This is a genomic window from Alkalispirochaeta alkalica DSM 8900 (genome assembly GCF_000373545.1).
Taxonomy (GTDB): Bacteria; Spirochaetota; Spirochaetia; order DSM-27196; family Alkalispirochaetaceae; genus Alkalispirochaeta; species Alkalispirochaeta alkalica.
Window position 1 is genome coordinate 41,746 of record NZ_KB891758.1, and the last position, 26,281, is coordinate 68,026.

Below are 26,281 nucleotides of genomic sequence, written 5' to 3' on the forward strand. Positions count from 1 at the left end.
CCCCAGGCTGTCGCCCCGGGGGAGATGATACAAAAAACAGTTTTTCATTGGTTCTTGTATAAATCACGCGCAAGCTATTATACTGGTATAATCTTATTATTGAGGGAGTGAAAAATGGGTTTCGAACTGAAGAAAGTTTCAAAAAGTTCTCTTATTACGGTAAAAGAAGGNCCCCAGATGGCAAAGCGGAAGGGTGCCCCGGTTACCAACGAGATCGGGGTAAACTTCAAGTTTGACGCGAAGGAGAAGGTTCTTTCGGGAAAGATGATGTTTTTCGAGGTTAAGACCGATCTGGCCGACGAGCGCGAACTCTACGAGGCGATCGAAAAGGCGATTAACGAGGTTCTGAAGGCCCGGATGTAAGGGGCCCCGACGCGNTAGCGCCAGCTGATCCGGGGGGAGCGGAAGACCGGCCGCCCCGGCCCGGCGGCGGCGACAGAGCCGGAAAAGCCGGGGCGAACCAGCCGGGCTGAAGCGGGGGGGCTGNGCCCCCTTTTGATGNTCCGGTCCGGGGGGTGTTCGGCGGGTGTGCGGGTATCCTCCCGGGGCTTTTCCGGGTATACTCGGGGCGTGCTCTTCGATGTACTGAACGAGTCCCTGGTAGAACCGGGGTACAGGGCCGATTCTCTTGAGGAGGTTGTGGAGGAGTTGCTTCGTCTCCTCGATGCGACGGGGAAGGTGCTCGATCTCGAGCTGGCCCGGCGCGACCTTCGGGAGAATCAGCAGCATCTTACTGCGGGGATGCAGCACGGTATCGCGATTCCCCATGCAAAGACTGCTGCGGTGAAGGAGCTTCTGGCGGCGGTGGTGGTGACCGAGAGGCCGCTCGATTGCCAGAGTGTGGATGGTTCCCTCTCGCAGATTTTTATCATGACTCTTTCCCCCCACGAGATGACGGGTCCTCATATCAGGTTTTTGAGCGAGATCGGCAGGTTGCTGAAACACCGCAGGGTGCGCCGGAAATTGCTCGAAGCGCGGGATTCCGGGGAGCTTCTGGCGGTTTTGCAGCGGGCCTGAGGGTCCGGGTGTATTCCGGGCCGGGTCTCTCCCGGGAGGGCGGATGTATTCCGCGCCCGGGAGGGGTTCTCAGGGTGGTGTCAGAGCAGCGTTTTCAGAGCGCCGTCAGGAGCACGCCCAGCGAGAGTACCGCGGCCAGGGCGAGAAAGAGCTGAAACTGGGGGCCTCCCCGGTGGAAGGCCGTGAACTGCCGGGCCAGCTGCTGAGTCTGCCGGGCCAGCATTTCTGAGGTCAGAGCAGGGATACTCCGGGCCGATCTGTCGCGCATGGCACCAGCACCGGACGATACGGGGGCCGGTCCCGATGGGGCAACCAGTTTCTTCCTGAATCCTCCCCACAACAGAAGCGATCCACCCAGGGGAAGCAGGGCCGCCCCTATGGAGGAGCCCGAAAACCCCCTCCAGCTCTCGATTCCCGGGACCAGGGCGGGGTGCAGGCCGATCAGAACCGTTACGGTGGCAACGAGCACGGCGGGGATCAGGGNGAGCGCCCGGGCTCCCCTCGGAGCAATGGTGACGGGGTCTTTNCCGGGAGCCCAGAAGATCATCCAGAGAAATTTCAGAAAAGAGAGGCCCGTTCCAGCCGAGGCAAGCTGAAGGAGCACCCCCGGCACGCCCTGGCCAACGGCGTATTTCAGGAGTTCCTTGCTGGCGTAGCCGCTGGTAAAGGGGACCCCCGAGATCGCGGCAGCACCGATCACTCCCAGCAGGCAGAGGATCGGCCGTTTTCGGGCGAGACCGCCCATGCGGGAGAGATCCTCCTGGGGTTCTCCCCGGGGGCCGGCGAAGGATCGCGCCGCTTCGGCGGCGACCATGAAGAGCAGCGCTTTATAGAGGGTATGGGTTACCAGGTGAAAGAGCCCGGCCCGGAGGGCGGTATCGGCGATACCGGCCATTCCCACGGCGGCGGTCATGTACCCGACCTGGCTGATCAGGTGGTAGCTCAGGAGGTGCCGCACCTGACGCTGCCGAAGCGCCAGCACCACGGCGATCAGGGCCGTGAGAGCTCCGATCCAGGCGAGGACCGGAACCCCGCCGGGAGAAAATCGCACCAGCCGGGCCGCCGTGAGGACCCCCACCTTGGTGGTGAAGGCCGAGAGCAGGGGCGTTACGGCGAGGGGCGCCACGGGATAGGCCCGGACAAGCCAGCCGTGCAGGGGAACTCCCGCCGTCTTTATCAGTACCGCCAGCGCCATGAAGGGTTGTGCCGCCGGGACCAGCCCTTCCGGGCCGAGGCTGGCGGTGCAGAGCGTTCCTGCTTCGGTAAAATGAAGCAGGGCCGCCACAAAGTAGAGGGACGCTGCCGTGATCTGGACAAGGAGATAGAGAGAAGCAGCCCGGCGGGATTCCCCGGTTCCGGTCTGCAGAAGAAGGACGAAGGCCGAGAAGGTGAGGATCTCCCAGGCCACGAGGAGCGTTATCAGATCACCGCTCAGGGCGGCCAGGAGCCCCCCTCCCGCGTGGACCAGCCCCGGCAGGAGCGCCCGGTGGTGTCCCTGAAGAAAGAGCAGCAAAAGACTCACCGTACCGGCAAAGCAGAAGAGCAGCAGCACCGANGCTTCCATGCCCGTCGGTACCGTCCAGGTCCAGGAAAAGACCGGCTTCACGGGGTGCCTCCTCTCGCAGCTGCACGAGCTGCCTCAAGCGCCGCATCGAGGTTCGGGGCTGTGGCGATGAAGGCCCGGCTCGCCTCCTCCAGAAAGGGNATGATCCACCCTTCCAGGACGCCCGTGGAGAGGGCCAGCCCCGCCAGAATCAGGACCAGAACCGCCGCTGGCACCGTTCCGGGGGCAGATGGCACCCGGAGCGGGGAAGCAGGGCGCGCCCCCTTCGGGAGCGTGCCGGACCCGCNGGAACTGCCGGAACTTCGGGGATGCGCGAGTCCTNCGGGTTTTCCGGGGCCAGCCAGAATCAGGGCGATCCGCGTGTAATAGACCAGGGAGATCACCGTTCCCAGGGCGATCACCAGNAGCGGCATCAAACCTGGCTGGACCGCTGCGACCTGCCACTTCGAGGCAAANCCTCCCGTTGGCGGCAGGCCGATCAGGGCCGNCGCCGCCCCCAGAAAGGCGATAAACGCCAGGGGTGCAGCGCCCCCCCGGCCGGAGAGATCGGCGATTCGCGTTGTTCCCGCGCCAGCCATGAAGCTGCGACAGGACCAGAAGAGAGCGCTCTTCATGGCGCTGTGATTCACGGCGTGGTAGAGGGCCGCAGCGATGCCGGCTGTGGCGAGAGAAGCCCCGCCGGGGGAACCACTGGCCATTCCCGCCGCGCCCAGACTCAGAAAGATGTACCCCGCGTGGGCCACGCTGGAAAAGGCNCAGAACCGTTTCAGCTCGCCCTCGAAGAGGGCCATGAGGTGCCCCAGAATGATGTTGATCATCCCCGCCCAGAGGAGCACAGGGAAGAGAGCGGGCACCAGGAGCGGTGCCTGCAGGAGCCCCCAGAGAAGACGGATCAGGGCAGCCAGATAGACCTTCATGCCGCAGGCCGAGAGGAATCCCGCCGCAGTGCTTCCTGCGGCCTGGTACGCCCGGGCCTGCCACAGGTGGAGCGGCACCAGGCCGATCTTTATCCCCAGGGAGACCACCAGCGTCACCGCCAGCACCGCCCGGGTTTGTCCTGCCAGGGATGGCAGAACCCGGGCTGCCAGGGGAAGCGAGAGCGTTCCCGTGGCCCGATAGATCACAACCAGGGCGAGAAGAAAGAGGACGCTGCTGAAGGAGGCCATAATCAGGTAGGTCAGGGCCGCAGCGGCGTTCCCCGGGCGCCCCTTCATGCCGATCAGCCCGACCGTGGAAACCGTGGCCAGCTCCAGGAAGACAAAGAGATTAAAGAGGTCCGCCGCCACNAGAATACCGTTGAGCGCGCTCGTATACAGACACAGGAGGGGGAAGAACTTCCCCGCCAGGGAAGAGCCCCCCCGGGAGCTCAGGGAGAAGATCGAGACAGCCACAAAGCCCGAGAGAACGATTCCCGCCAGCAGGACCGTCCCCGCGTCAGCCNCCAGGAGGATCCCCCGGGGAGGAAGCCATCCCCCGGGAGTGTAGAGAACCAGCCCCCGCAGGGCGACCTCCCGGGCCAGCAGGAAAACCGAACCACTCTGCGCCGCCAGCCCCGCCGCGAGAACCACCCCCCGGGCGCGGGGAGCGGCCAGGTCAGCCAGGGCGAGGAGGAACGCCATTCCCAGAGGAATAATCACGATCAGCAGGGGAAGATGTTCCACGGGCTACTCCTCCTGCCGGTGAATTTCCCGANAAATCCGGGAGAGGTCGGTGGTGCCGAAGCGCCGGTACAAGACAACCGAGAGGGCCAGGGCTATCGCCAGAAGNCCCGCCCCGATGACGATCGCCGTCAGGGCCAGGGCGTGCGGCAGGGGATCCACAAAGGCCCCGGCCGGGAGCTCCCCAAGGGGGCCCTCCAGAATGGGCGCCGCACCCCCGGGAACCCAGGCCAGAGCTGCGAGGACGATCACCAGGGATGACTCCATGACNCTCATGGAGATGCAGATATTGATCAGATCGCGGTGAACAAGGAGGCCGAAAAGCCCCACGGCAAAGATCACCCCCGCCGCAAGGAGGGTCAGCGTCTGGATATCGGAAACCACTAGTCGCCCTCCCCGGCAAGGTAGCAATAGATCGCGCTGAGCCCGGCGGCCACCTTGCACCCCACCACAATGTTCAGCACCGGGATGATCCCCCCGCTGAGAAGCGTTCCCGGAGTCCCCAGGGGAAATCCCGCGACCGCGTTGGCGAGGAAGGACGACCCCAGGAGAATCCCCAGGATTCCCGTGGCAAGAAAGGCCAGCGCGCCCAGGTATTCCAGGAATCCCAGAAACCGCAGGGGAACCCGCTGGAGGGCAAAGCGGTGCCCGAAGGCCACGTGGAGGAGAATGACCAGAACGGCGATNCTCACCCCTCCCTGGAACCCTCCTCCGGGCGAGCGATGNCCGTTGGTTATCACGTAGGAGGGGAAGATCAGGAAGAGCGGGAGCAGATAGACCAGCGCCCTGCGCGAGAGCACACCCAGGGGCTGGTCCTTCCGGGCAAAGCGGGGCGTCCCCAGAATGGCGGCGATCACCAGAGCCGATCCGAAGATCACCGAGGCCTCTCCCAGGGTATCGAAGGCGCGGTAGTCCATGAGAATTGCCGCAGGAATGTTGATGCTCCCCGTGGCGCCGACCCCTTCCTCCAGAAACCCCCCAAAGGGACGCCCCTGGCCCTCCCGGAGAATCGCCACCAGCCCACTCCCCGCCGCGACCACCGAGAGGATCGCAGCGACGATAGTGCGCCCCAGATCCCGGGGCCCGGTCACCGGACACCCCCCGTGCGATTCAGAGCCGTCACAAAGAGCGCGGTCATGAGCCCCGCGCCGATCACCGCCTCAGCCATGGCCACATCAACGGCCTGGAGCATGGCAAAGAGGAGGGTGGAGAAGACGCTGAAGACCGAGAGAAGAATGACCGAGGCCAGGGGCGCCTTCAGGAGGACCGCCGCTGCGGCGCTGACCACAGCGCCGGCGAGAAGAAGAACATAGGAGACCTCCAGAAGCAGGCTAGTCATTGTGAGGCTCCGGGGAATCGCAGTGCTCCGGGGAATCAGAGAGCCCCGGGGAATCAGAGAGCTCCCGGGCATCGCGCAGCTCCTGATACTCGTCCAGGACCAGGTGGCGCCGGGAACGGTCGATCCGATAGTTGGCCCGGGCGATCGCCTGGGTCGCGATGGGGTTGGTGATCATGAGAAAGAGAAAGATCACGGCGATACGCAAACCAAAGAGCACCGAGGGAGCGGCCAGAGCTGCCCCCAGGACGATCAGTCCTGCCCCGATGGTGAGCCCCTTGGTCCCCGCGTGGAGCCGCGTGAAGGCGTCGGGAAAACGCCACATACCCACGGTCATGGCAAAAACGAAAAACGATCCCGCCGCCAGGGCGAGAAAACTCAGGCCACGCAAGAGCTGATCGAGCATCACGGGGCGCTCCCCTCCCCCAGGGGCGCTCCCCCGGAATGCCCGTCACCAGCCCCCCCGTCCCGGTCGCTCTCCGGCGGGGAGGGCACTTTTTCCTCGAGGGCACGGGCAATCACCAGAAGATCGGCAAAGAGCAGGAGCCCGTAGACCAGGGCGATATCGAGAAAGATCGCCCGCTCCATAAGCAGGGAGAGAAGAACCAGGGCCACCACGAGCATCATGCCGATGGCGTCGCCCGCAGCGATCCTGTCGAGCAGGGTCGGCCCCCGGAGAACACGGCCCAGGCAGGCGAGACTGCACAGGCACAGCAGGACCAGGACGAGAGCAATCACTCCAGAATCCTCCGGATCCAGGGACGAAGTCCCCCGGTTACCTGCTGATCCAGGGTCGTTGCGTCGTACTCCGACACGTCGATCCAGTGAATGAAGAGCGCGTCCTCCTCCTCGACGTAGTCCAGGGAGAGTGTCCCCGGCGTGAGGGTGATCGTGTTTGCCAGGGCCGCCACGCCACTCATCCCCGGGAGAGCGGTACGAACGCGAACGATCCCCGGCCAGAGGGTGATCGAGGGTTGAAGCGCCAGGAAGGTTATCTGGAGACCCGAGAGAAGGATCTTCCCGGCGAAGACGGGCATAAAGAGAAGACCCGCCAGCACATTCTTCAGGAGCGCCCCGGGACTGCGGCGGTTCTCGCTGCACCGGGGAAACCAGGAAGGCCCCCGGCTGCGGCGAAAGAGGAAGAGGCTCACCAGAACGATCACCCCCCCGGCGATGCTATCGGCCAGGGCGAGGGACCCCACGAAGATGATCCAGAGAAAAAAAAGCGTTACCGCAGCCAGCGCTGAAACCATAGAAGGAGATAATAGGGGAGAAGGATTCTTCGTTTCAAGAAGTATCGTCCCCGGCGGCTCCCTCGCGGCGGGGCACGATCAGGGGCAGAATTCCCCGATGAACCTGAAGCTCAACGGGAGTCCAGGCGAAGACCTCGCCGTCGCCCTGAACGGGCTGGGGCTTCCGTTCGGCCTCCAGGAGGAGCCGGTCCCCCACCCGGTAATGGGTAAAGCGCCCCTCCCGGGCCTTGTGACGAAGGAGAATCCTCAGGCAGATCTCGACATAGTCGATCAGGGAACGCCCGTTCACCACATAGACCTCAAGAAAGCCGTCGCAGAAGGTCCCGGCAGGGCCCAGAACGTTGGGAAGGTGATCCAGAAGGGTTCCACTGGAGACGATGAGTTCCGTGGCCTCCACCCGGCGTGAATAACTGTCCATCACCAGATGGTACCGGCAGGAACGCCCCCCCAGAACATGACCGACGATCCGCCAGAGATATGCCAGGAGACCAAAACGCTTTTTATCCTGCGGGGGGGTCTCCTCCATGGACCGTGCGCTGATACCCACGCTCAGGTTCAGCACAAAATGCCGCCCCTCCACGGAAAAGGTGTCCACCGCCCGCGTTGTTGCGACGGGCGCCCCCTCGACAGCCGCAGCCAGCAACGCCACGGCGGCCTCGGGACGAAGGGGAATACCCAGGGCACGGGCAAGACCGTTCCCCGTGCCGGCAGGCAGGATTCCCAGCACCGCCCCCGTGCCGACCAGGCCGTTCACGACACTCCCCACGGTACCGTCGCCNCCGCAGGCNACGACCAGGGAGACCCCGTCGCTGCAGGCCTCTCTCACNANCCCCGGCAGGTCTTCCGAGGCCGAGGTCTCGTGAATGATCACCCTCCGTCCGGGAGCGGCCAGTTCCCCCGTGAGGAGCGCCCTGATCCTGGTGGTGTCTCCGGCCGTTCCCGCTGCGGGGTTTACCACGGCCAGTATGTTCCGGTACAGCACGGTATCAACAATAATACCTGGAGAAGAGATTTTCCAGAAACCTCGTGGTTCCGGGATCCTTTCGGTCCAGACGCTTTCAAGCGTTGCCGGGAGCATCAGCCGTTGCCGGGGCGGGCTCTTTCGGGCATACTCGGGGAACATGAATATCGGAATCGTCGGTCTTCCCAAGGCAGGAAAGACCACAATTTTTAACGCCCTGACGGGCCAGGAAGCAGAAGTGGCCGAGTACGCCTCGGGAAAGGTTGAGCCCAACGTGGCGGTGGTGGATGTGGGGGACCCCCGGGTGGACAAACTCTCGGAACTCTACCAGCCCAAGCGAACGATCTTCGCCACCACGGAGTTTATCGACTTTGTCAGCGGAACCCAGGGGACCGACACGGCGGGGATCTTCTCGGGCGAAGGCATGACCATGGTCAAAAACGCCGACGCCCTTCTTTTGGTTCTCCGCAATTTTTCCAACCCCACCCTGGACGAGACCTGGGGAACGGCTAGCCCCCTGCGGGATCTGGAAACGATCGAGGCCGAGCTGATCCTCTCGGATCAGATGATCGCCGAACGGCGGCTGGAACGGATCGAGGCGGACCACAAGCGCGGACGCAAGACGCCCCGCTCCCAGGCCGAGGAGAAGGTGATGCACCGCCTGGTGGAACAGCTCGATCAGGGGGGCGCCGTCCGGGATATGGAGTTCACCCCCGACGAGCTGCTGCTCATCAGCGGCTTCCGCTTCCTCACGGCCAAACAGGTTCTGCTGGTACTGAACTCCGACGAGGATCAGTACGGACAACATCAGCCCCTGGTTGAGAAACTTCAGGAGCGTTATCCCGTAATCGAGTTCGCCGGAAACTTCGAGATGGAACTCTCCCGCATGGACGCCGACGACGCCCGGGCCTTCATGGAGGATATCGGGATATCCGAGTCTGCCCGAAACCGTCTGACCGCCTTCGCCTACCGCATGCTGGGATACATCAGCTTTTTCACCGTCGGGGAAGACGAGGTCCGGGCCTGGACGATCCGTCGGGGCCAGAACGCCCAGGAAGCGGCGGGAGCGATCCACTCCGACCTGGCCAAGGGCTTTATCAGGGCCGAATGCTTTAACTACACCGATCTTCTGGAGAGCGGTTCCGAACAGGGGGTAAAACAGAAGGGCCTCTTCCGCCTGGAGGGCAAGGAGTACCCCGTCAAGGACGGAGATATCCTGAACATCCGTTTCAACGTCTAGGGGGATACCCGGGCAATCGTCCCCCCTCCGACAATGCCCCTTCGGGAAGATGATTTCCTGGAAGGGGCACCGCTCAATCTCTTATACTGACGGTAATGTACTGAACGTGATGTACTGACGGGCAGAAAACAGCAATGTAATAAGAGGAGAGCAGGCGTGCGAATACGAACGAACCGGCTCGGAAAGAAACTGATGATCCCCCTGGTTATCGCGCTTCTCGTCTTCATGGCGGTGAGCTTCTACACCGGTGACATCCTCCTGGGAAGGCGCGTCCTGAACCAGCGCCGGGAGTACTACCAGGAACAAACCAGTGGCTACGCCGGGCAGATGGACCACGCCGTGGGCCTCATCCAGGCCGTGGGGCAATCCATCGCTGCCTCGGGGCCTGTCCTGGCCGCCACAGCCCGGGACGGGGGAACCGGAGCCCTGACCGAACAGATCGGGTCCTTCCTGGCCGGTTCTGTCCGTACCTCGCCCCACGTCTTCGGCTACGGCCTCTGGTTCGAACCGGAGGTGATTCCCGGGGAGACCTGGTTCGGCCCCTACAGTTATCGCGACGGCGAGATGGTGGAGGTCACCTGGGAATACTCCACCCCCGAATACGACTATCACAGCCACGACTGGTACCTCCAGGCCACACCCGACCGGAACCCCGAGGGCATTCTCACCATGACCNACCCCTACTACGANGAGACCTCGGGTCAGACCTTCATCACCATCGCCGCTCCGATCTACCGGGAGGACCAGACCTTTCTCGGGGTAGTCTCGATCGACTGGACNCTGGATTTTCTCCCGGAACTGCTCGCCGATATCCGCACCACGGAAAACTCTTTTCCCTTTCTTCTGGACCTGCAAAATGAAACGGTTCTGTANCACCCGGACCCCGGNGTTGTGCAGGCCCCCTTCAGCGAGGTGCCCGCGCTCCTGCAGGACCAGTCCCGGGATCTGGCCATCTTTTNCCGGGATCTTGACCTGGTNCCCTACCGTTTCGGGATCGCCGTTCCCCTGGAAGAGGCCTACGGCGATATTCGGGCGATCCGCCTCATGAGCCTCCTGCTGTTGCTGGCNACACTGGTCCTCATCACNACCATGGTGATGACCGTGAGCAACCGCGTCGTGGTGGCTCCGATCACGGCGGTTTCCAATCAGCTCAGCCGGATCGCGGGAAAAGAGGCCGATCTGAGCGAGCGCATCCGCCTGAAACGCCGCGATGAGGTGGGGGACCTGGCAAAGGCCTTCAACCGGTTCATGACAAAGCTTCAGCAGACCATCGAAGGAATCAGCTCGGCCCTGGGCAAGACCGACCACGACATGAGCCGCGTAGCAGCCAACTCCACCCAGACCACAGCGGCGATCCAGCAGATCCGGGCGAACATCTCCTCCGTGGGTCAGGGCATGGCTCATCTCCACCAGAACATNGAGGAGAGCGTGGCCGCCGTCCGGACCATGAAAGATGCAGCGAACCAGATGCGGGGCCAGGTGGACAGTCAGGTCGCAGCGATCGAGGAGACCTCCACAGCCACNGAGGAGATCAACAACCGGACCCAATCGATNCGGGACACGGCAGAGCAGAAGATGGAGGGTATGAAGGAGCTCGCGGACCTGGTTGATCAGAGCCACCAGGACTTTGNCGGGATAGACACCCAGGTAGCTGCGCTGATCACCATGACCAGCGACATGATGGCCGCCTCGAGCATGATCAATACCATCGCCTCNCAGACGAACCTGCTGAGCATGAATGCCGCCATCGAGGCTGCCCACGCCGGGGAATACGGCAAGGGGTTCTCCGTGGTGGCCGAAGAGATCCGAAAACTGGCCGAGACGGCCTCGCAGAACTCAAAGACCATCAGCCAGTCTCTTCGCGAGAGCGTATCCTCGGTGAAGGCCCTCTCGGAGGTAGTAGGCAAGGCGCGCAGCGTCTTTGACCAGGTCCAGGAATCATCCCGGGATGTCTCGGGNTCCTTCGAGGAGATCGTCCACACCATCGATGAGCTCTCGGGGGGNATTTCCGAGATGACCAGGGCCTTTCTCTCGATCCGCGATGCGATCGAGACGATCAAGGATCAGTCCGGTCTTATCCAGGATGAGAGCAGCCAGATNGCCCTGCTTGATCAGAAGAACTCCGAGATCGGNACCTCCGTAAAGGGGGCCGTGGAAGAGATCTCCCTGGGGGCAGAAGAGATCAGCAAGAGCATGGTCGATCTGGACGAGGGAATCCGCGATCTGGCAGAAGAACTCAGCGAGATCAGGGATCAGGCGAGCCAGTTCTCATCGAAGTCGTAGTCGTCGCCGGCCGGTCCCGGAAGATTCTCCGGGGCTGGCCCCTNTACNGAAGAGCTCCGGTGCGGGTACTGAAGTGCGGAGGCTGAAGTCCTGAAGCGCTGAATCGGCCCTGTACCGCNCCCTAAATTCCATGGTACACTTTCGCGCCGCTGCAGGCGCAGCGATCAACACACGAATGGGGTATCTATGCTGACAAATCCGGTTTTTCTGTCTGTCCTTATCATGGTGGCACTCTGTTTGCTCAANCTCAACGTCCTGCTCTCGCTGGTGGTCTCCGCCCTGGCCGGCGGGATTCTGGCCGGGATGTCCCTCACCGGCACGATGAGTACGCTCATCGGGGGAATGGGAGGAAACTCGAGCACGGCCCTGAGCTACATTCTGCTGGGCGCGCTGGCTGCCAGTCTTCACAAGACCGGTATCGCCCGCATACTCACGGGCAAGATCGTCCGGGCCGTTCGGGGCAAGGCGACGATCATGCTNCTCATCATCGCCGGNGTGGCCTGTCTCTCGCAGAACCTGATCCCCGTGCATATTGCCTTTATTCCGATTCTGGTTCCGCCCCTCCTGGCGGTGATGAATAAACTCTCCATCGACCGGAGAGCCGTGGCGGCAGCCCTCACCTTTGGCCTCAAAGCNCCCTACGTGGCCCTTCCCGTGGGGTACGGCTGGATCTTCCACGGGATTATCAGCGACCAGATGGCAGAGAACGGACTCGCCGTGGAGCAGGGCCAGATCTGGCACGTGCTCTGGATCGCGGGAGCAGCCATGGCAGCGGGACTGCTGGTGGCGATCTTTGTCACCTACCGGAAGCCCCGGTCCTACNAGATGATAGAACTCCGGGAAGACCAGGACTCATCGGCTTCGGATGCCCCGGCTGCCGGCGATGCTCNCTCGCTTACCCCGAAACACTGGGTTGCCCTGGCAGGAGCGCTCTCGGCTCTGGCTATCCAGGTGAGCCCCCTGGGTTCGCTCCACATCGGAGCCCTGGTAGGGCTGGCGATCATGCTCCTGGGCCGGGCCATCGAGTGGAGCGATATCGACGAGATGATCCACAGCGGGATCGGCATGATGGGCTTTATCGCCTTTGTAATGCTCGTTGCAGCGGGCTACGGAGCGGTCATCCGCGAGACCGGGGCCGTGGAACCCCTGGTNGAGAGNGCCCGGGTGCTGCTGGGAGGGAGCCGTTTCATGGGTGCCACGGTGATGATCCTGATCGGGCTCTTCATCACCATGGGGCTGGGCACATCCTTCGGAACGATCCCCATCATCGCGGCGATCTACGTGCCCATGGCGCTTTCGCTCGGCTTCAGCACGCCCGCCACGATCCTCCTGATCGGCGTTGCCGGCGCCCTGGGAGACGCAGGCTCCCCCGCCTCGGACAGCACTCTGGGGCCCACGGCAGGACTGAACGTGGACGGCCAGCACGATCACATCTGGGACACCTGCGTGCCCACCTTCCTGCACTACAACATTCCGCTCATCGTGGCGGGAATTATCGGGGCGGTTCTGCTCTAGACCCTCCACATCCTGTTCCGGATGACCGTGCCCTGTGCGGTCTCTTCCCGGGTTCCTCTCCCGGGAAGAGCCGGGCTTGACCCGGGCCCGGAGCTCCCCTCCCCCTCCTGGCACAGTCCGGCGGCCGGGAACTATACTATATGTGGAGGGTCAGGATGAGGAAAAACCGGCTGGCCTGGCTGGGTCTTCTTTTTCTTCTCGTCGGACTGCCAGCCCGGGAGGATGCGGGGGCAGAACATTTCCGCCCCCTCCCCGCGCCGGACTCTGTTCCGTCTTTCGCGATCTTCTCCGAGGAGTGGAACCCCTTCAATTTTACCGAAGACGGTGAGGCCCGGGGGATATCGGTGGAGCTCCTGGAACTCCTCCTGAAGAGCCTGGGGTCGGACCAGACCAGGGAAGATATCCGGTTTCACCCGTGGGCCCGCGCCTTTTTCATGGCCCGGGAGCAGCCCCGGAGCCTCATCTTCACCACCATGAGAACCACCGAGCGGGAAGATCTTTTTCAGTGGGTTGGCCCTGTTTTTATCCACAAGACCGAGCTCTTTGCACGGCGCGACCGCGCCATCTCCCTGGAGAAACTCAACGACGCCAGGGAGTACACGATCACCACCTATATCGACGGCGCACCCGAGCGGCTTCTCCTTGAGCGGGGGATCCTGCTGGAAGAAATCGACCGGGTTTCCACCCAGGAAATCGCCTTCCTGAAAATTCTCCATAACCGGGCCGACCTTATACCTACCAGCAAACTCTCCCTCGTCATACTCTGCCGTCAGGCAGGGGTTTCCCCCGGGATCTTTGAGTCAGTCCAGGAGATTGCCCGGCGGGGGATGTATTTTGCCTTTTCTCTGGACACACCCCGGTGGGTTATCACGGAGCTCCAGAGGAATCTCGACAACCTCCACCGACGGGGTCTGGTGGCGGAACTCTTCGCTGACCATGATATCGCCGGAGTCTACGACATCCGGGATATCCTCGCTCACTGACCAGNCTGTTCCAGACAGGTCTCTTGCCCGTTCCCGCTCAATTGGGTAGGCTTGGCCCATGGTTACAGAAATATGTCTCGTCCGTCACGGAGAAACCGACTGGAACGCCCGTGCCCTGATCCAGGGCAGCACCGATATTCCCCTGAATGACACCGGCCGGAACCAGGCCAGGGCAGCAGCCGNGATGCTGCAACAGGAACGCTGGGACGCGCTCTACGCCAGCACCATGATTCGCGCCATCGAAACCGCAGAGATCATCGGGGAGGTCCTCTCGCTCGGGCCCGTTACAACGGACCATAACCTGCGGGAACGGGAGTACGGCATCGCCGAGGGAATGGATATTGCTGAACGGTACCGCCGCTTCGGCGANGGGCCCATTCCGGGGGCCGAAGAGTGGGATCAGGTACGAAAGCGTGGCCTGGAAGCGCTCGAGGCGATACGGAGGGCCAACCCGGGGCAACGGGTTCTGGCCGTTGCCCACGGGGGGCTCATCAACGCGCTTCTGGGAGTCATCAGCGCAGGGGAGATCGGTTCGGGGAAGACCGTTCTGAAGAACGCCTCGACCAACCTGATCGTCTGGGACGGCTCATGGAAGGTTCGCTGGTATAACCGGACCGCCGAGGCGGCCTGACCGGCGCCGCTCCCCCGGGAGTGGCTCTCCCGGGAGCGGCTCTCCCGAATCCCTCATTGAGGGATTTCGGGGGTCTTGATCCGTGCCACAGCCTGGTTGATCTCTTCCTGGGAGAGCTCGAACCGCTCCAGACCGCCGTTGAAATAGGCCTCGTAGGAGGCCATGTCGAAGTTGCCGTGCCCCGAGAGGTTCATCAGGATCGTCTTGGCAGCCCCTTCTTCGCGGGCCTTCAGGGCCTCCCGGACAGCAACGGCGATCCCGTGGTTTGCCTCGGGGGCGGGGATGATCCCCTCGGTCCGGGCAAAGGAGACACCAGCCTCGAAGCTTTCCACCTGATCCACCGCCTGGGCCTCTATGAACTTGTCCTTCAGGAGCTGACTCACCACCACCCCTGCCCCGTGGTAGCGAAGGCCTCCGGCGTGGATCGCCGGGGGGATGAAGTCGTGACCCAGGGTATACATGGGAAGGAGCGGGGTCATCCCCACGGTGTCGCCAAAATCGTAGCGGAAGACCCCCCGGGAGAGCTTCGGACACGCCGCAGGTTCGGCCGCGATGGCCCGGAGGGTTTGCTTTCCTTCCAGCTGATGCTTCAGGAAGGGAAAGGCCAGACCCGCAAAATTGGAACCGCCCCCAAAGGGACCGATCACGATATCGGGGAAATGACCGGCCATCTCCATCTGGACCAGCGCCTCCTGGCCGATGATCGTCTGGTGAAGGAGGACGTGGTTCAGAACGCTCCCCANGGAGTAGCGCACATCGTCGTTCTTTGCCGCCATCTCGACGGCCTCGGAGATGGCGATTCCCAGACTTCCGGGAGAATCGGGATCCTGGGCGAGGATTTTGCGGCCCGCCTCGGTGCGATCCGACGGAGAGGGATAGACCTGGGCGTTCCAGGTGTTCATCATGAGCTTCCGGTAGGGCTTCTGGTTATAGCTGCTACGCACCATGTATACTTCGCACTGAATGCCAAAGAGCTCGCAGGCGAAGGAGAGGGCGCTGCCCCACTGGCCGGCCCCGGTCTCGGTGGTGATCTTCTTTACCCCGTCCTGACGGTTGTACCAGGCCTGGGGGACGGCGGTGTTCGGTTTGTGAGACCCGGCGGGGCTCACCCCCTCGTACTTGTAGTAGATCCGCGCGGGGGTATCCAGGAGTTTTTCCAGACGGTGAGCCCGGAAGAGCGGTGTGGGACGCCAGAGCGCGTAGATGTCGCGCACTTCCGGCGGGATCTCGATCCACCGCTCCTGGCTCATTTCCTGCTCGATCAGACCCGAGGGGAAGAGCGGCTCCAGGGCATCCGGCGTCAGGGGCTCTCCCGTGGCGGGGTGCAGGGGAGGAAGCGGTTTATTGGGCATGTCTGCCACAATGTTATACCAGTAGCGGGGGATTTCCCGTTCCGACAAAAGAATCTTGGTCTCACTCATGACAGACAATTCTACGGACAGGAGCTCCGGTGTCAACCGGAAATATTCAGGAAAGGCCCTTCCTTGACGGAGGAGAGGGTATTCTTCTAGTATCCTCTACCATCTATGGACCTCTTCACATCCCGGACGATCTCCCAGGTCGCCAGCGACTACTTCTACTGGATCTTTATCGGAATACTCCTGGTAAACCTCTCCCAGCGNCGTCACGGCATGAAGGCCCACAAAAAACGGCTCGCCACGTTTTTCTATGCCCTCACGGCCATGATCCTCTATTTTGGCGGGGTAACCATCGTCCGCTACGGAGGAAACGATCTCTGGTTTGTCGCCCTCGCGGTGACGGCGGTGCTGCTCCTGGGGGTCTTCCGGGCCCACACCATGCCCTTTACCTGGCGCTGCGTAAAAACGGGCAANCGCCTGGACACCCAGACCTTCCTCTACCGCGACTCCAACACCTTGCCCGAGGCAGAGGATACCACCGAAACCGGCGACGCGCCCCGGGACGGTTCCGAGCCCTGACCGGCCCTAGCCCGAGGAGGAGATAATCTCCCGGGGCTTGCTGCCGTTCTGGGGCCCCACGAGCCCCATGCGCTCCATCTCCTCCACCATTCGGGCGGCCCGGTTGTACCCGACCTTCAGGCGTCGCTGGAGGTAGCTCGCCGAGGCTTTCCGCGAGGTGGTGACGACCTCGATCGCCCGCTCCATGAGCGGGTCCTCGAGGACATCCGTCTCCAGATCGTCGTCATCGTCGTCGATAAAGATCTCGTCGTCGATGTAGTCGGGCTCGCCGAACTCCTTCACCTCCACCACCACCCGTTCCACCTCGTCCTCCGAGAGAAACGCCCCCTGCATNCGCACGGGGAAGGGGTCGGCCGCCGAGGTATAGAGCATATCNCCCCGACCGAGGAGCTTCTCTGCCCCCATGGAATCCAGGATGATNCGGGAGTCCACCTTGCTGGCCACCATGAAGGCGATCCGGGCGGGAATNTTCGCCTTGATCAGCCCCGTGATCACGTCNGTGGAGGGCCGCTGGGTGGCAAGGACCAGATGAATNCCCACGGCCCGGGACATGGCGGTGAGACGGGCCACGGTGCTTTCCAGCTCCTTGCCGCTGGTGGACATGAGATCGGCAAACTCATCGATGATCACCACGATGTAGGGGAGTTTCTCGGTGGCCATGTTCTTGCGCTTGATCTTGCTGTTGTATCCCCCGATATCGCGGGCTCCCATGCTATCCAGGAGCGCGTAGCGGCGCTCCATCTCGTAGATCAGGTATTGCAACGCCTGGAAGGCCCGCTTGGGATCGGTGATCACCGGCGTGAGCAGGTGGGGAATGTCGTTATAGAACTTCAACTCCACGATCTTGGGGTCGATCAGGATGAGTTTCACCTCCGAGGGGGGACGGCGGTAGAGCACGGAACAGATGATGGAGTTCACGCACACCGATTTTCCGCTCCCCGTGGCACCGGCGATGAGAAGATGGGGTGTCTTTGCCAGATCCACGATCTGGGCCTCGCCGGAGATATCCTTTCCCAGGGCGATGGGAATGGTCAGGGCGTCGCCGAAGAACTCATCGTCCAGGAGCAACTCGGCAAAGGAGACCAGGTGGCGCTGNCGGTTGGGTATTTCGATACCCACGGCGTGCTTTCCCGGGATGGGCGCCACGATACGGACGCTGGACGCGGCCAGTCTGAGGGCGATGTTGTCCGAGAGGTTGGTGATCTTGGCGAGTTTGACCCCCGGAGCGGGGAGTATCTCGAACATGGTGATCACCGGACCCTTGCGAATCCCCGTCACCTCGGCGCGGATTCCGAACTCCTCCAGGGTCACCCGCAGAACTTCGGCGGCGTCGCGGGTGTTATCGTCGATCTCCCAGTAGCGGCCATCGCCGTATTGCCGGAGCACTCCCTCCACGGGGAGGAAGTAGCGGCGTCCCCCGGNGGATCGCTCGGGGACGGTGCCCGGGGCGGAGAGGGGGTCGAATTCCGGGTCCTCGTCGTGTTCTTCCGGTTCTTCCTGGTAGAACGGCTCTTCCTGGTCGAACACTTCCTCCTGGTCGAAGGGTTCTTCGATACGGGCGATGGCGTCATCGTTGTCATCCGCGCTGTCGTGTTCTTCCTGGTCGAAGGGGCGATGGCGTCATCGTTGTCATCCGCGCTGTCGTTATAGGCGCTATCATCATCGGTGTCGTCATAGGCGCCATCATCGTCTGCGTCAGACTCGAGAGCGACCTCCCGGAGGAAATCGTCGCCGGGGTCATACGCNCTGTAGTGGTACCCGGAGGGGACTTCCTCCTGATCGGGCTCGCCTTCGATACGGTCGAGAGCGTCATCCGCCGCCGGGGGAACAGGGGCGCGCCGGCGATTCCTGAGGAAGAGGAGGAGGGGCGACTCCTCTCTCGCTTCCTGATTCTCCGGTTCAATGGGCTCTTCTCCCCCGGTTTCGTCCTCCCGATCCTCGCCAGCCTCGAAGGGCGAAACGCCCCGGGGCGGATCTTCTCCCGGAAGGGCCTCAGAATACGTTCTTTCTTCCTCGGGCGAGACCCACCGCCGGAGTTCTCCCAGGGCACGCGGAAAGTCCTCCTCGTCCCCTCCNACAAAAGGAGGGGGACCAAGAAGAATCCTTCGGGCCTCGTCGCCCTCCCCCGAAACAGCTTCTTCGGAATCGCTTTCCCCCGAATCGGAATCCCCCGGGTCCTCTGCCCGAGCCCGAAGGGGTTCGCGGCTCTCCTGCGGTTCGGGAGGAGGGGGAAGCACAGCCCGGTACCGGACCGTGTCTTCCCCGACGGAAGAGGGATCGGCTCCCGTCACGCGCCGCACGTAGAGCCACACCTGCACATAGGCGACTCCCTGGAAGAGCAGCAGAAGGCTCGTCACGAGGAGGGCCCCCCGGAGGGAGAAGCCCGCCACCAAGAGATCGATCAGCACCCCTCCCTGCGCGGGTATTCCGGGCCCGGGGCCTCCGGGAATCATCCCCCCCTGCGCNAGAAGCCGCACCATGGTTGCCACGGTGAGGACCGGTATGTGAAGAAGGTTCACCAGAAGCGTACCCCACCAGGTGAGGGACTTTCCCGACAGGGCCAGCCCCGCCAGAANCAGCAGATACGCAGGAACCCACCANGCCAGAAGATGAAACGAACGGAACAGCAGCCGCCCCGGCCCGGAAAAGCCGCCCGCTATGGCACCAGCGGGATCGACTATCGTTATAACCAGCAACATCGCCACCAGCGCAGCAGAAATCCCGAGAAAGAGACCTGTGATAATGCTGCCCGATCGGCTATTGGATCTTCCTTCCACGCGTACCCCTCCGAACTCATGTATCGGCATAAATTGCAACAGGCTTAGGGATGCCGGGAAAGAGCCCTGCCTGCTCCTACCGGAGCAGAGGCATCTCGGCCGGGTCGGTGCCATCGAGGAGATACTGATACCAGGCCGAGGAGACAGCGATTCTGCGGAGATACCAGCGAGTCTCCACAAAGGGGATCGCCTCTACCAGGAGCTCCGGCGGAAGATCGCCAAAGAGNGCCTGCCACCCCCGGCCGCGACCGGGCCCGGCGTTGTACGATGCTACCTGAAGAATCAGATTGTCGGGAACCATGGTTTTCAGCAGGTTCAGGTAATAGGCACCCATCTGCAGATTGGTAGAAACCCGTTCCAGGTTGAACGGCTGCGGCCAGCCCATACGGCGGGCGATATCGTCCCCCGAGGCGGGCATAATCTGGGAAAGCCCCAGGGCGCCCACGGGCGAGCGGGCACGGGGATTGAAGTGGCTCTCTTCCCGGACGAGTCCGTAGAAGACCGCTGCGGAAACCCCCTCCTGGGCGGCGGCGGACTCGATCTCCACCGAGAAGGGCCTGGGATAGAGAAGGGCTATCTCGCGCTCCCCCACAGGAAGATTCCCCCGGGCAACGGCCCTGCGGGCCAGCCCCAGGGCCGTCGAGGCGTGACCCAGACGGGAAAACTGCGAAGCCAGGGCCAGCGCCGGCTCTGCCTCGCCCGGATCCAGCGCGATCGCCATGGCCAGATTCCCCGCCACCTCGTGCTGACCCGAAGCGAGGATCGCTGCGGCGTGCTCCAGATCTCCCGAGAGCATCCCTCCCGAGGGCGTTTCCCCCGAAAGGGTCTCTCCCGAAAGAAGCGTGCCCGATGCGGAGAGCTCCCCCGACCGTCCCGAGAGACGCCTGGCCAGCAGCCCGTAATAATCCGTGGGCGACAACTCCAGGGCAATATCGAGACGATCCCCGCCGCCCCCCGGCAGTTCGAGAAAGCCCTGGCGAGCCGCCAGAACGGTNAGAACCGCCAGATGAGCCCGGGCGTGAAGCGCCCCGGCGGGAAGAGCCTGGTAGACCTCCTCCAATTCTTCCCACCGGCGGGCCCGGACAACCCCGGGGGCCANCCTGTCCAGGGCGGTGCGGAAGGCCTGGGGCTCCGCACCCCACTGCTTCAGNGCCTCCACCACCTCGGGCAGGGGAGCCCCCTCACGAATGGCCCGGGAGAGCCAGCTCTCGATCATGGCCTGATCGGCCTCATCCATGAAGGAGGCCATCTCCTCCCGGGAAGGAGCGTAGTGAGCCTGAGCCCGGGCNACTTCCCGCCCGATCTCCGCCCTGGTGTCCCCGGGGAGAGCCTCGCCCCGGACCTGGAACTCCCNCTTCAGGCGGACGAGCCACTGCCGGGTAGCCTGGCCCCCCTCACCCGAAGCAGCCTGCGTGAGGGAGGCCAGCACCCCCGGCGCCTCGTGGAGAATGCCGGCGAGCCAGGCCGGGTCGATCCTGCGAAAGAGCCGCTGCGCCTCGTCGTACTCCTCCAAAGCGGTACGGTACACCGCCTCCAGAAGCGCCCCCTCGTCCCGGGAAAAGCCCCTGAACCGGGAATCCCGGTAGTAGCGGAAGAGGTAGAGCCGGGAATGGATCGAATGTGCAGGAATCTCGAGAAAGGCCTGAAGAAACAGATCGTTGCTCCCCTCCTCCAGATGATGACCCGCCACGGCCCTCCAGAGAAGGCGCTCCGCCCCGAGGTCACCGGGGCTGTACTGCCCGCCCCGGGAGCCCCCCTCTGCCCGCGGCAGGAAGAGCGATCGGGGCATCTCATCGGTGAAGGCCAGCAGCTCCCGGTACTTCTCCTGCCGGTATAGGGCCTCGCCAAGGCGGAACCAGAGGTCCCGGTTTTCGGGCTCGAGCTCCAGACCCCGGGCGGCGTAGCCCTCCGACGCCAGCCATCGNCGCCGGGCGGCGGCAAGACGCGCCAGACGCAGGGCGCTCCGCCCCGCCCAGGAGGGCTCCCCCCTCTCGAGTTCCCACCGGTAGACCCGACGGGCGGTCTCCTGCAGGTCCCGGGCCTCGTAACCGCGCCCCAGGACGTAGGGAAAGGAGGGGTCGAGCCCCCGGATCTCCTCCACCAGCGCTTCCGTGGGGACCAGGGTGTCCAGAATATGCCCCTCCCCGAAGGCCAGCCGCTCCATAAGCGCCCGCCCCGACAGCCCCTGGGGGGTACCTTCGCTCCCGGGAAGGAGATCCCCCGTCCCGCAGGAGGAGAGGGAAATCGCTACAGTCACAGCCACACCCAGGGACAGAACCACAGCCCGAAGGCCCGAAACAAGCGATCCGGAGAAAGAGGCCCCGGACCTGGAAGCGCGAGAAAGAAGGTTGGTCATGACCCGAGACTACCGGAAAAGGCCGCTCCGGCGGAAGACGCTTCGCCGGGGAAAGCCCGGCGCGTTCCGCTTCGGGAAATCAGGCCCCGGAAAATCCCCCCCGGGAACGACAACCCCGGCGAGTCCCGCCCCGGCACGAAGGGGTCCGGGCACGAAGAGGACCACCGAGGCGGCCCGGAGGTCGGGGGCGATCCTTCCACCCAGGAAGGTCATGAAGCCGTAGGCCCCGAGCGCGAGAAGACTGAGGGTAATGAGAAGGATCGCCACGAGCACCGTCCAGTGGAAGGNCCGGGGCGGGTCTGAATCACCGCAGGAAAGGGNACTCTCTGCGGCGAGAGAACACTCCATCCGTTGCACCCGGCCGCCCCCCCCATCGAGACAGGCCGTAAGCACCCCCTGCTGATCTATCCCCAGAAGGAGCTCCAGGGGAGCATCGTCACCGGAGAAGGGCCCCTCCAGGATCAGCTCCCCCAGGACGTCCTCGTCTGATCCCTGGCGCCGGACGACAGCGACCCGCGCCCCGGGCTGATCGGTCTGTGCCGGGGTAAGGACCACNCGCTTTCGGCGGCGATCACCCTGGGAGAGAACGGGAAAAAACGAACCATCGGCAAGCTGGATTCCTATTTGGGTCACGGCGAATGCTCCTGCCTTTTACGCTATGTTTTTCCCCGGGCTTTGTCAATGTTCACCGCCCCCCCTGGCGAGGCCCTTCCCCTTCAGGGAGCACGGGACTGGTCGTTGACAGCAGGGCTACCCCTCACTGATAATGGGAAAATGCCGTTGCCGGTTTTGATCGTTCTGATGGTTCTGGGTGTTATGGGTCTCGCCCTTCTCTACTGGTACGCCTTTGGCCGTTCCGACGTGGAGGAGAAGCAGAGAAATCAGCCGAGGAAAGACCGGTCCACCCTCCTGAGGCAGGCCAACAAGCAGCTCGCGGCGAACCCGCGGGATCACAAGGCGCTCCTCACCCTGGCGGATATCTACTTCGCCGACCAGGCCTGGGAGAAGGCCATGAAGACCTACGGGATTCTGGTGGGGCTCTGCGCCACCAACCAGGATATCGAGGAATGGTTCGTNACGACCCGCTACGCCCTGGCTGCACTGCAGCTCAAAATGCCCGAGGAAGCCTACAAGTCCCTTATGGTGGCCCGCACCCTCAAGGCGGACTCCTTCGACATCAATACCAACCTGGGCTACCTGGAACACCGGCGGGGCAACCACGAGCGGGCCGCCCAGCTCCTGAATCAGGCGCACCAGGACTCCCCCGATCATATCCCCACACGCCGCTACNTGGGGCGGGCGCTCTTCAAGCTCAACCGGTATCAGGACGCGGGACGCCACCTGAAGGCTGTGATAGACCAGGATCCGAGCGACAAGGAATCCCTCTTCTACCTNGGTCAGGTCTACTCGGAACTGGGCCGGAGCGATCAGGCCCTGATCATTTTCACTCACCTGAGGCCCGATCCCGCACTGGGCCCCAACTCGGCCCTCTACGCAGGAACGATCCGTCTGGCAAAACGGGAATCTGACAAGGCTGCCCTGGACTTTGAGCTGGGCCTCCGCCACGAGAACATCCCCGAACAGGTGGAGCTGGAACTGCGCTACCGCCTGGCCCAGGTCTATACCAGCCAGCAGGAACTGGGCCGGGCCCTGACCCAGCTCACCGAGATAAACAAGAAGAACCCTGGCTACAAGGACGTGGCGAGCCAGATNGCCCGAAGCAAGGAACTACACAGCAACAAGAACCTCCAGACCTATCTGATATCCTCGACGAGTGAGTTTTCTGCGCTCTGCCGGAGGATGGTGAACACCTTCTTCAAGAACGCCACCATCAAGATCACCGATATCGCCATGCACAAGAACGACTACGCCGATATCCTGGCCGAGGTCGAGACCGCCCGGTGGGAGGACATCATCCTCTTCCGCTTCATCCGGGGCTCCGGTCAGGTGGGGGAACTGGTGGTGCGGGACCTCAACGCCCGCCTCAAGGAGACCCATTCGGGGCGGGGGTTCTGCATAACGGCGGGGACCTATTCNGAATCGGCGGTGCACTTTGTAGAGGCCCGACTCATCGATCTCTTGGACAAGGATCAGCTCTTGGAGATATTCAACCGCCTGGAGTAGAAACCCGATCAGAACCCAGGGTGCCCGCGCCGGGGCGCGTTATCCTGAGGACTCTATCCTGAAGACCAGCAAGGATCGCTCCCGCTCCAGAAAAGGCACAGTCACCCCCTGGACCTCCTCCAGAACCGTTCCGGGAAAGGCCCGGATCACCCGGGCGTCTTCGCGAGCAGTCTCGAGACGCCCCTTCCAGGCCACCACGGTGGTTCCCGCCGGGAAGACCCTCACCAGCCCCTTGAGCGTTTCCGGTGTGGTTTGCTGGTACGCCCGGAAGACCACCACCGGAGGAGGCCCCTCGCGGAGAAGCGCCTCCAGGGCCGGCCCCGGCCGCTCGGCATCGGCCTGAAGCACCTCCAGAGCCGGGACCCCCAGGGGAGCGATAACCCCCCGGAGGAACCGGACCCGCCGCTCCCGCCGCTCCACCAGACAACACCGGTCCAGGAGGCCCTCCAGGAGAACCGCCAGGGGTATCCCCGGAAGACCGGCGCCTGACCCCAGATCGCAGACGACCCGGGAGCCTCCCTGATCCAGCGCATCACGGACCCGGGGGACACCGGCGGCGCTGTCCAGCACGTGCCGGATCGCGAGCATCTCGGGGTCCGCCGCGTCCTCCCGGGAGACGAGCCCGAAGAGAGGGTTCAGGCGGTAGAGCTCCTGGAGGTACCGCGAGAGCTGCTCCAGGGTTCGCCGGGAATCACCCTGCTCGGGGAGCCCCGGTATGGCCGCGAGCCCCCGGGCCAGGAGATCTTCCACGGATTCCGTCATGCCGCAGAACTCCCTTTTCGCCGGGGATCGAGCATCACCATGAGGACGGTGATGTCGGAATTGCGAATGCCCGGAATCCGTGAAGCCTGCCCCACCGAGAGAGGCCGCAGGGTGGAGAACTTTTCCCTGGCCTCGTTGGAGATCCCCTTCACCAGGGAATAGTCGTAGTCGGGGGGAATCCGGAGCGACTCCAGCCGGCGAAAGCGGTGAACCATCTTCTCCTCCCGCGCCACGTAGCCCTCGTACTTCACGTCCAGCTCGACCTGGCGGAGCCATTCCGGGGGGATATCCCGGGACAGATCCTCCAGGAAGGGCAGGAGCATATCCAGGGAGACCCGGGGGTTCTTGAGAATCTGGTGCAGGCTCTTGCCCTGCTGTCCCTGGAGCACCTCCAGGGAGGGCTCGTCGCGGTCGCGGAGAAACCGCTGCTGCAAGGCCCCGGTGATACTCGCCAGGGTTTTCCGCTTCTCCTGGAAACGCTGCCAGGCCCCCTGGTCGTGCATGCCCAGGCTGTGGGCCAGCTCAAAGAGCCGCATATCGCTGGAATCGTGGCGCAAATTCATCCGGTGCTCTGCCCGGGAGGTGAACATCCGGTAGGGTTCCTTCGTACCCAGGGTCACCAGATCGTCGATCATCACCCCGATATACGCCCGGGACCGATCCAGAAGAAGGGGTTCCTCCCCCGCCAGGGTCCGGGCCGCGTTGATCCCCGCCACCAGGCCCTGACCGGCGGCCTCCTCGTAGCCGCTGGTTCCGTTGGTCTGGCCCGCCAGGTAGAGCCCGGGGAGCATCTTGGCCTCCAGGGTGGGGTAGAGCTGGGAGGGATCGATATGGTCGTATTCCACGGCGTAGCCTGGCCGAACCACCTGGGCCTTTTCGAGGCCCGGAATGGTATGGATGAATTCGCGCTGAACCTCTTCGGGAAGGGAGCTGCTGATCCCGTTCAGGTAGAGCTCGCCCGTGGAACGCCCTTCGGGTTCAATAAATATCTGGTGTCGGTCGCGGTCGGGAAACTTTACCACCTTGTCCTCGATGGAGGGGCAGTAGCGCGGCCCCAGCCCCACGATATCCCCCGAATAGAGGGGGGACCGATCGAGGTTCTCCGAGATAACCCGGTGCGTCTCGGCGGTGGTATAGGTGATGTAGCACTGAACCTGTTCCCGGGTGATACGGCTGTGGCTGTAGGAAAAGGGGATGATCTCGTCGTCGCCGAACTGGGGTTCGACCCTGGAATAGTCCACGGAATCGGCCATGATCCGGGCGGGGGTCCCCGTTTTCATGCGGCCCAGCCGGAACCCCACCGATGCCAGGGCCTTGTCGAGACCGTAACTGGCCGGTTCACCCAGACGCCCCCCCTCGGCCTGGTAGGACCCCACGAAGATGCGCCCCCTGAGGAAGGTCCCCGTGGTGACCACCACGACCCGGGCCTGAATCCGGTTTCCCCGCTCGGTTATCACCCCGGCGAGTCGGCTTCCTCCGGGCGTGTAGAGAAGATCCACCACGGTGTCCTGCAGGAGCGACACCCCCGGTTCATCCTCCAGGGCCCGTTTTGCCGCGATCTGGTAGGCCTGTTTGTCGGCCTGGGCCCGGGGCGCCTGCACGGCCGGCCCCCTGCTCCGGTTCAGCACCCGGAACTGAATCATGGTCTCGTCGATCAGACGGGCCATGCGCCCGCCGAGCGCATCGATCTCCCGAACCATATTCCCCTTGGCGAGGCCCCCTATGGCGGGGTTACAACTGAGTTTTCCTATGGTATCGAGATTCTGGGTGATCATGACCACGGGGAAGCCCAGGCGGGCGATCGCCAGGGCCGCCTCGATTCCGGCGTGGCCTCCCCCGACTACAACGGCATCCACTTTCATAGGCGGGAAATCTACCATTCAT

At 63.4% G+C, this 26,281-nt stretch carries 21 protein-coding genes and 1 pseudogene; 8 read left to right on the top strand and 14 right to left on the bottom strand.

Annotated features, from left to right (window positions below; genetic code table 11):
* Nucleotides 1–177 precede the first annotated feature (177 nt).
* Nucleotides 178–363, top strand: a complete 186-nt coding sequence (locus B071_RS0113160; protein WP_146049339.1) for a hypothetical protein — start codon at nt 178–180, stop codon at nt 361–363.
* A gap of 207 nt (nt 364–570) precedes the next feature.
* Entirely contained in the window at nt 571–1,017 is a 447-nt protein-coding gene (locus B071_RS0113165; RefSeq protein WP_103680358.1) for a PTS sugar transporter subunit IIA, read from the top strand.
* Nucleotides 1,018–1,111: 94 nt separating this feature from the next.
* On the opposite strand, the gene B071_RS17710 is transcribed toward B071_RS0113165, so the two are convergent.
* The 9 genes from B071_RS17710 to B071_RS18710 all read right to left on the bottom strand — a co-directional run bounded on the left by B071_RS17710 (nt 1,112) and on the right by B071_RS18710 (nt 7,951).
* A complete protein-coding gene (locus B071_RS17710) occupies nt 1,112–2,581 on the bottom strand; it encodes a proton-conducting transporter transmembrane domain-containing protein (protein ID WP_438829719.1) in 1,470 nt (489 codons plus the stop codon).
* 38 nt (nt 2,582–2,619) lie between these two features.
* Nucleotides 2,620–4,200, bottom strand: coding sequence for a complex I subunit 5 family protein (locus tag B071_RS0113175; protein WP_438829720.1), 1,581 nt, complete (start codon nt 4,198–4,200; stop codon nt 2,620–2,622).
* A gap of 45 nt (nt 4,201–4,245) precedes the next feature.
* Entirely contained in the window at nt 4,246–4,683 is a 438-nt protein-coding gene (locus tag B071_RS0113180) for a cation:proton antiporter subunit C (protein WP_438829712.1), read from the bottom strand.
* Nucleotides 4,623–5,330, bottom strand: a complete 708-nt coding sequence (gene mbhE / locus B071_RS0113185) for a hydrogen gas-evolving membrane-bound hydrogenase subunit E (RefSeq protein ID WP_018527539.1) — start codon at nt 5,328–5,330, stop codon at nt 4,623–4,625. Before mbhE ends, B071_RS0113180 begins: the two co-directional genes overlap by 61 nt.
* The gene (locus tag B071_RS0113190; RefSeq protein ID WP_018527540.1) at nt 5,327–5,578 is read right to left on the bottom strand and encodes a hydrogenase subunit MbhD domain-containing protein; all 252 of its coding nucleotides are present in this window, start codon (nt 5,576–5,578) and stop codon (nt 5,327–5,329) included. The genes mbhE and B071_RS0113190 overlap by 4 nt, the downstream gene beginning before the upstream one ends.
* A complete protein-coding gene (gene mnhG, locus B071_RS0113195) occupies nt 5,571–5,981 on the bottom strand; it encodes a monovalent cation/H(+) antiporter subunit G (protein ID WP_018527541.1) in 411 nt (136 codons plus the stop codon). Before mnhG ends, B071_RS0113190 begins: the two co-directional genes overlap by 8 nt.
* Nucleotides 5,981–6,313, bottom strand: coding sequence for a monovalent cation/H+ antiporter complex subunit F (locus tag B071_RS0113200; protein WP_018527542.1), 333 nt, complete (start codon nt 6,311–6,313; stop codon nt 5,981–5,983). The genes mnhG and B071_RS0113200 overlap by 1 nt, the downstream gene beginning before the upstream one ends.
* A complete protein-coding gene (locus tag B071_RS18705) occupies nt 6,310–6,828 on the bottom strand; it encodes a Na+/H+ antiporter subunit E (protein WP_018527543.1) in 519 nt (172 codons plus the stop codon). Before B071_RS18705 ends, B071_RS0113200 begins: the two co-directional genes overlap by 4 nt.
* A 34-nt stretch (nt 6,829–6,862) precedes the next feature.
* Nucleotides 6,863–7,951 carry a diacylglycerol/lipid kinase family protein gene (locus B071_RS18710; protein ID WP_083914973.1) on the bottom strand — a complete coding sequence of 363 codons (1,089 nt, stop codon included), beginning with the start codon at nt 7,949–7,951 and terminating at the stop codon, nt 6,863–6,865.
* On the opposite strand from B071_RS18710, the gene ychF reads away from it, so the two are divergent.
* The 5 genes from ychF (at nt 7,950) to B071_RS0113235 (ending at nt 14,441) form a co-directional block, all read left to right on the top strand.
* Entirely contained in the window at nt 7,950–9,029 is a 1,080-nt protein-coding gene (ychF, locus tag B071_RS0113215) for a redox-regulated ATPase YchF (RefSeq protein ID WP_026245234.1), read from the top strand. The two genes, B071_RS18710 and ychF, sit on opposite strands and share 2 nt — an antisense overlap.
* Nucleotides 9,030–9,356: 327 nt before the next feature.
* Nucleotides 9,357–11,312: a methyl-accepting chemotaxis protein gene (locus B071_RS0113220; RefSeq protein WP_438829721.1), complete on the top strand. Its 1,956-nt coding sequence runs from the start codon at nt 9,357–9,359 to the stop codon at nt 11,310–11,312.
* A gap of 222 nt (nt 11,313–11,534) precedes the next feature.
* Nucleotides 11,535–12,827, top strand: coding sequence for a Na+/H+ antiporter family protein (locus B071_RS0113225; RefSeq protein ID WP_438829722.1), 1,293 nt, complete (start codon nt 11,535–11,537; stop codon nt 12,825–12,827).
* 155 nt (nt 12,828–12,982) lie between these two features.
* Entirely contained in the window at nt 12,983–13,810 is an 828-nt protein-coding gene (locus B071_RS0113230; RefSeq protein WP_018527548.1) for a substrate-binding periplasmic protein, read from the top strand.
* 58 nt (nt 13,811–13,868) lie between these two features.
* Nucleotides 13,869–14,441, top strand: a complete 573-nt coding sequence (locus tag B071_RS0113235) for a histidine phosphatase family protein (protein ID WP_018527549.1) — start codon at nt 13,869–13,871, stop codon at nt 14,439–14,441.
* A 53-nt stretch (nt 14,442–14,494) separates the two neighbouring features.
* Here the strand turns inward: B071_RS0113235 and B071_RS0113240 are convergent, their stop codons facing one another.
* From B071_RS0113240 to B071_RS0113260, 3 genes and pseudogenes are all read right to left on the bottom strand, one after another.
* Nucleotides 14,495–15,862 (bottom strand): TrpB-like pyridoxal phosphate-dependent enzyme, encoded by a 1,368-nt coding sequence (locus B071_RS0113240; RefSeq protein ID WP_018527550.1) that lies wholly within the window; start codon nt 15,860–15,862, stop codon nt 14,495–14,497.
* Between the two features lie 522 nt (nt 15,863–16,384).
* Nucleotides 16,385–17,731: pseudogene (locus tag B071_RS17725) on the bottom strand (DNA translocase FtsK); the annotation flags it as partial.
* A gap of 1,500 nt (nt 17,732–19,231) precedes the next feature.
* A complete protein-coding gene (locus tag B071_RS0113260; RefSeq protein ID WP_018527554.1) occupies nt 19,232–21,511 on the bottom strand; it encodes a flagellar assembly lytic transglycosylase in 2,280 nt (759 codons plus the stop codon).
* Nucleotides 21,512–22,651: 1,140 nt separating this feature from the next.
* Here B071_RS0113260 and B071_RS0113270 point away from each other — a divergent pair.
* Entirely contained in the window at nt 22,652–23,635 is a 984-nt protein-coding gene (locus B071_RS0113270; RefSeq protein ID WP_438829723.1) for a tetratricopeptide repeat protein, read from the top strand.
* Between the two features lie 39 nt (nt 23,636–23,674).
* Here B071_RS0113270 and B071_RS17730 read toward each other — a convergent pair whose 3' ends face one another.
* Both B071_RS17730 and mnmG read right to left on the bottom strand, forming a co-directional pair.
* Complete coding sequence (locus tag B071_RS17730; protein ID WP_018527556.1) at nt 23,675–24,397, bottom strand: RsmG family class I SAM-dependent methyltransferase; 723 nt, start codon at nt 24,395–24,397, stop codon at nt 23,675–23,677.
* On the bottom strand, nt 24,394–26,259 hold the full coding sequence (gene mnmG / locus B071_RS0113280; protein ID WP_018527557.1) for a tRNA uridine-5-carboxymethylaminomethyl(34) synthesis enzyme MnmG: 1,866 nt from the start codon (nt 26,257–26,259) through the stop codon (nt 24,394–24,396). Before mnmG ends, B071_RS17730 begins: the two co-directional genes overlap by 4 nt.
* Nucleotides 26,260–26,281 lie beyond the last annotated feature (22 nt).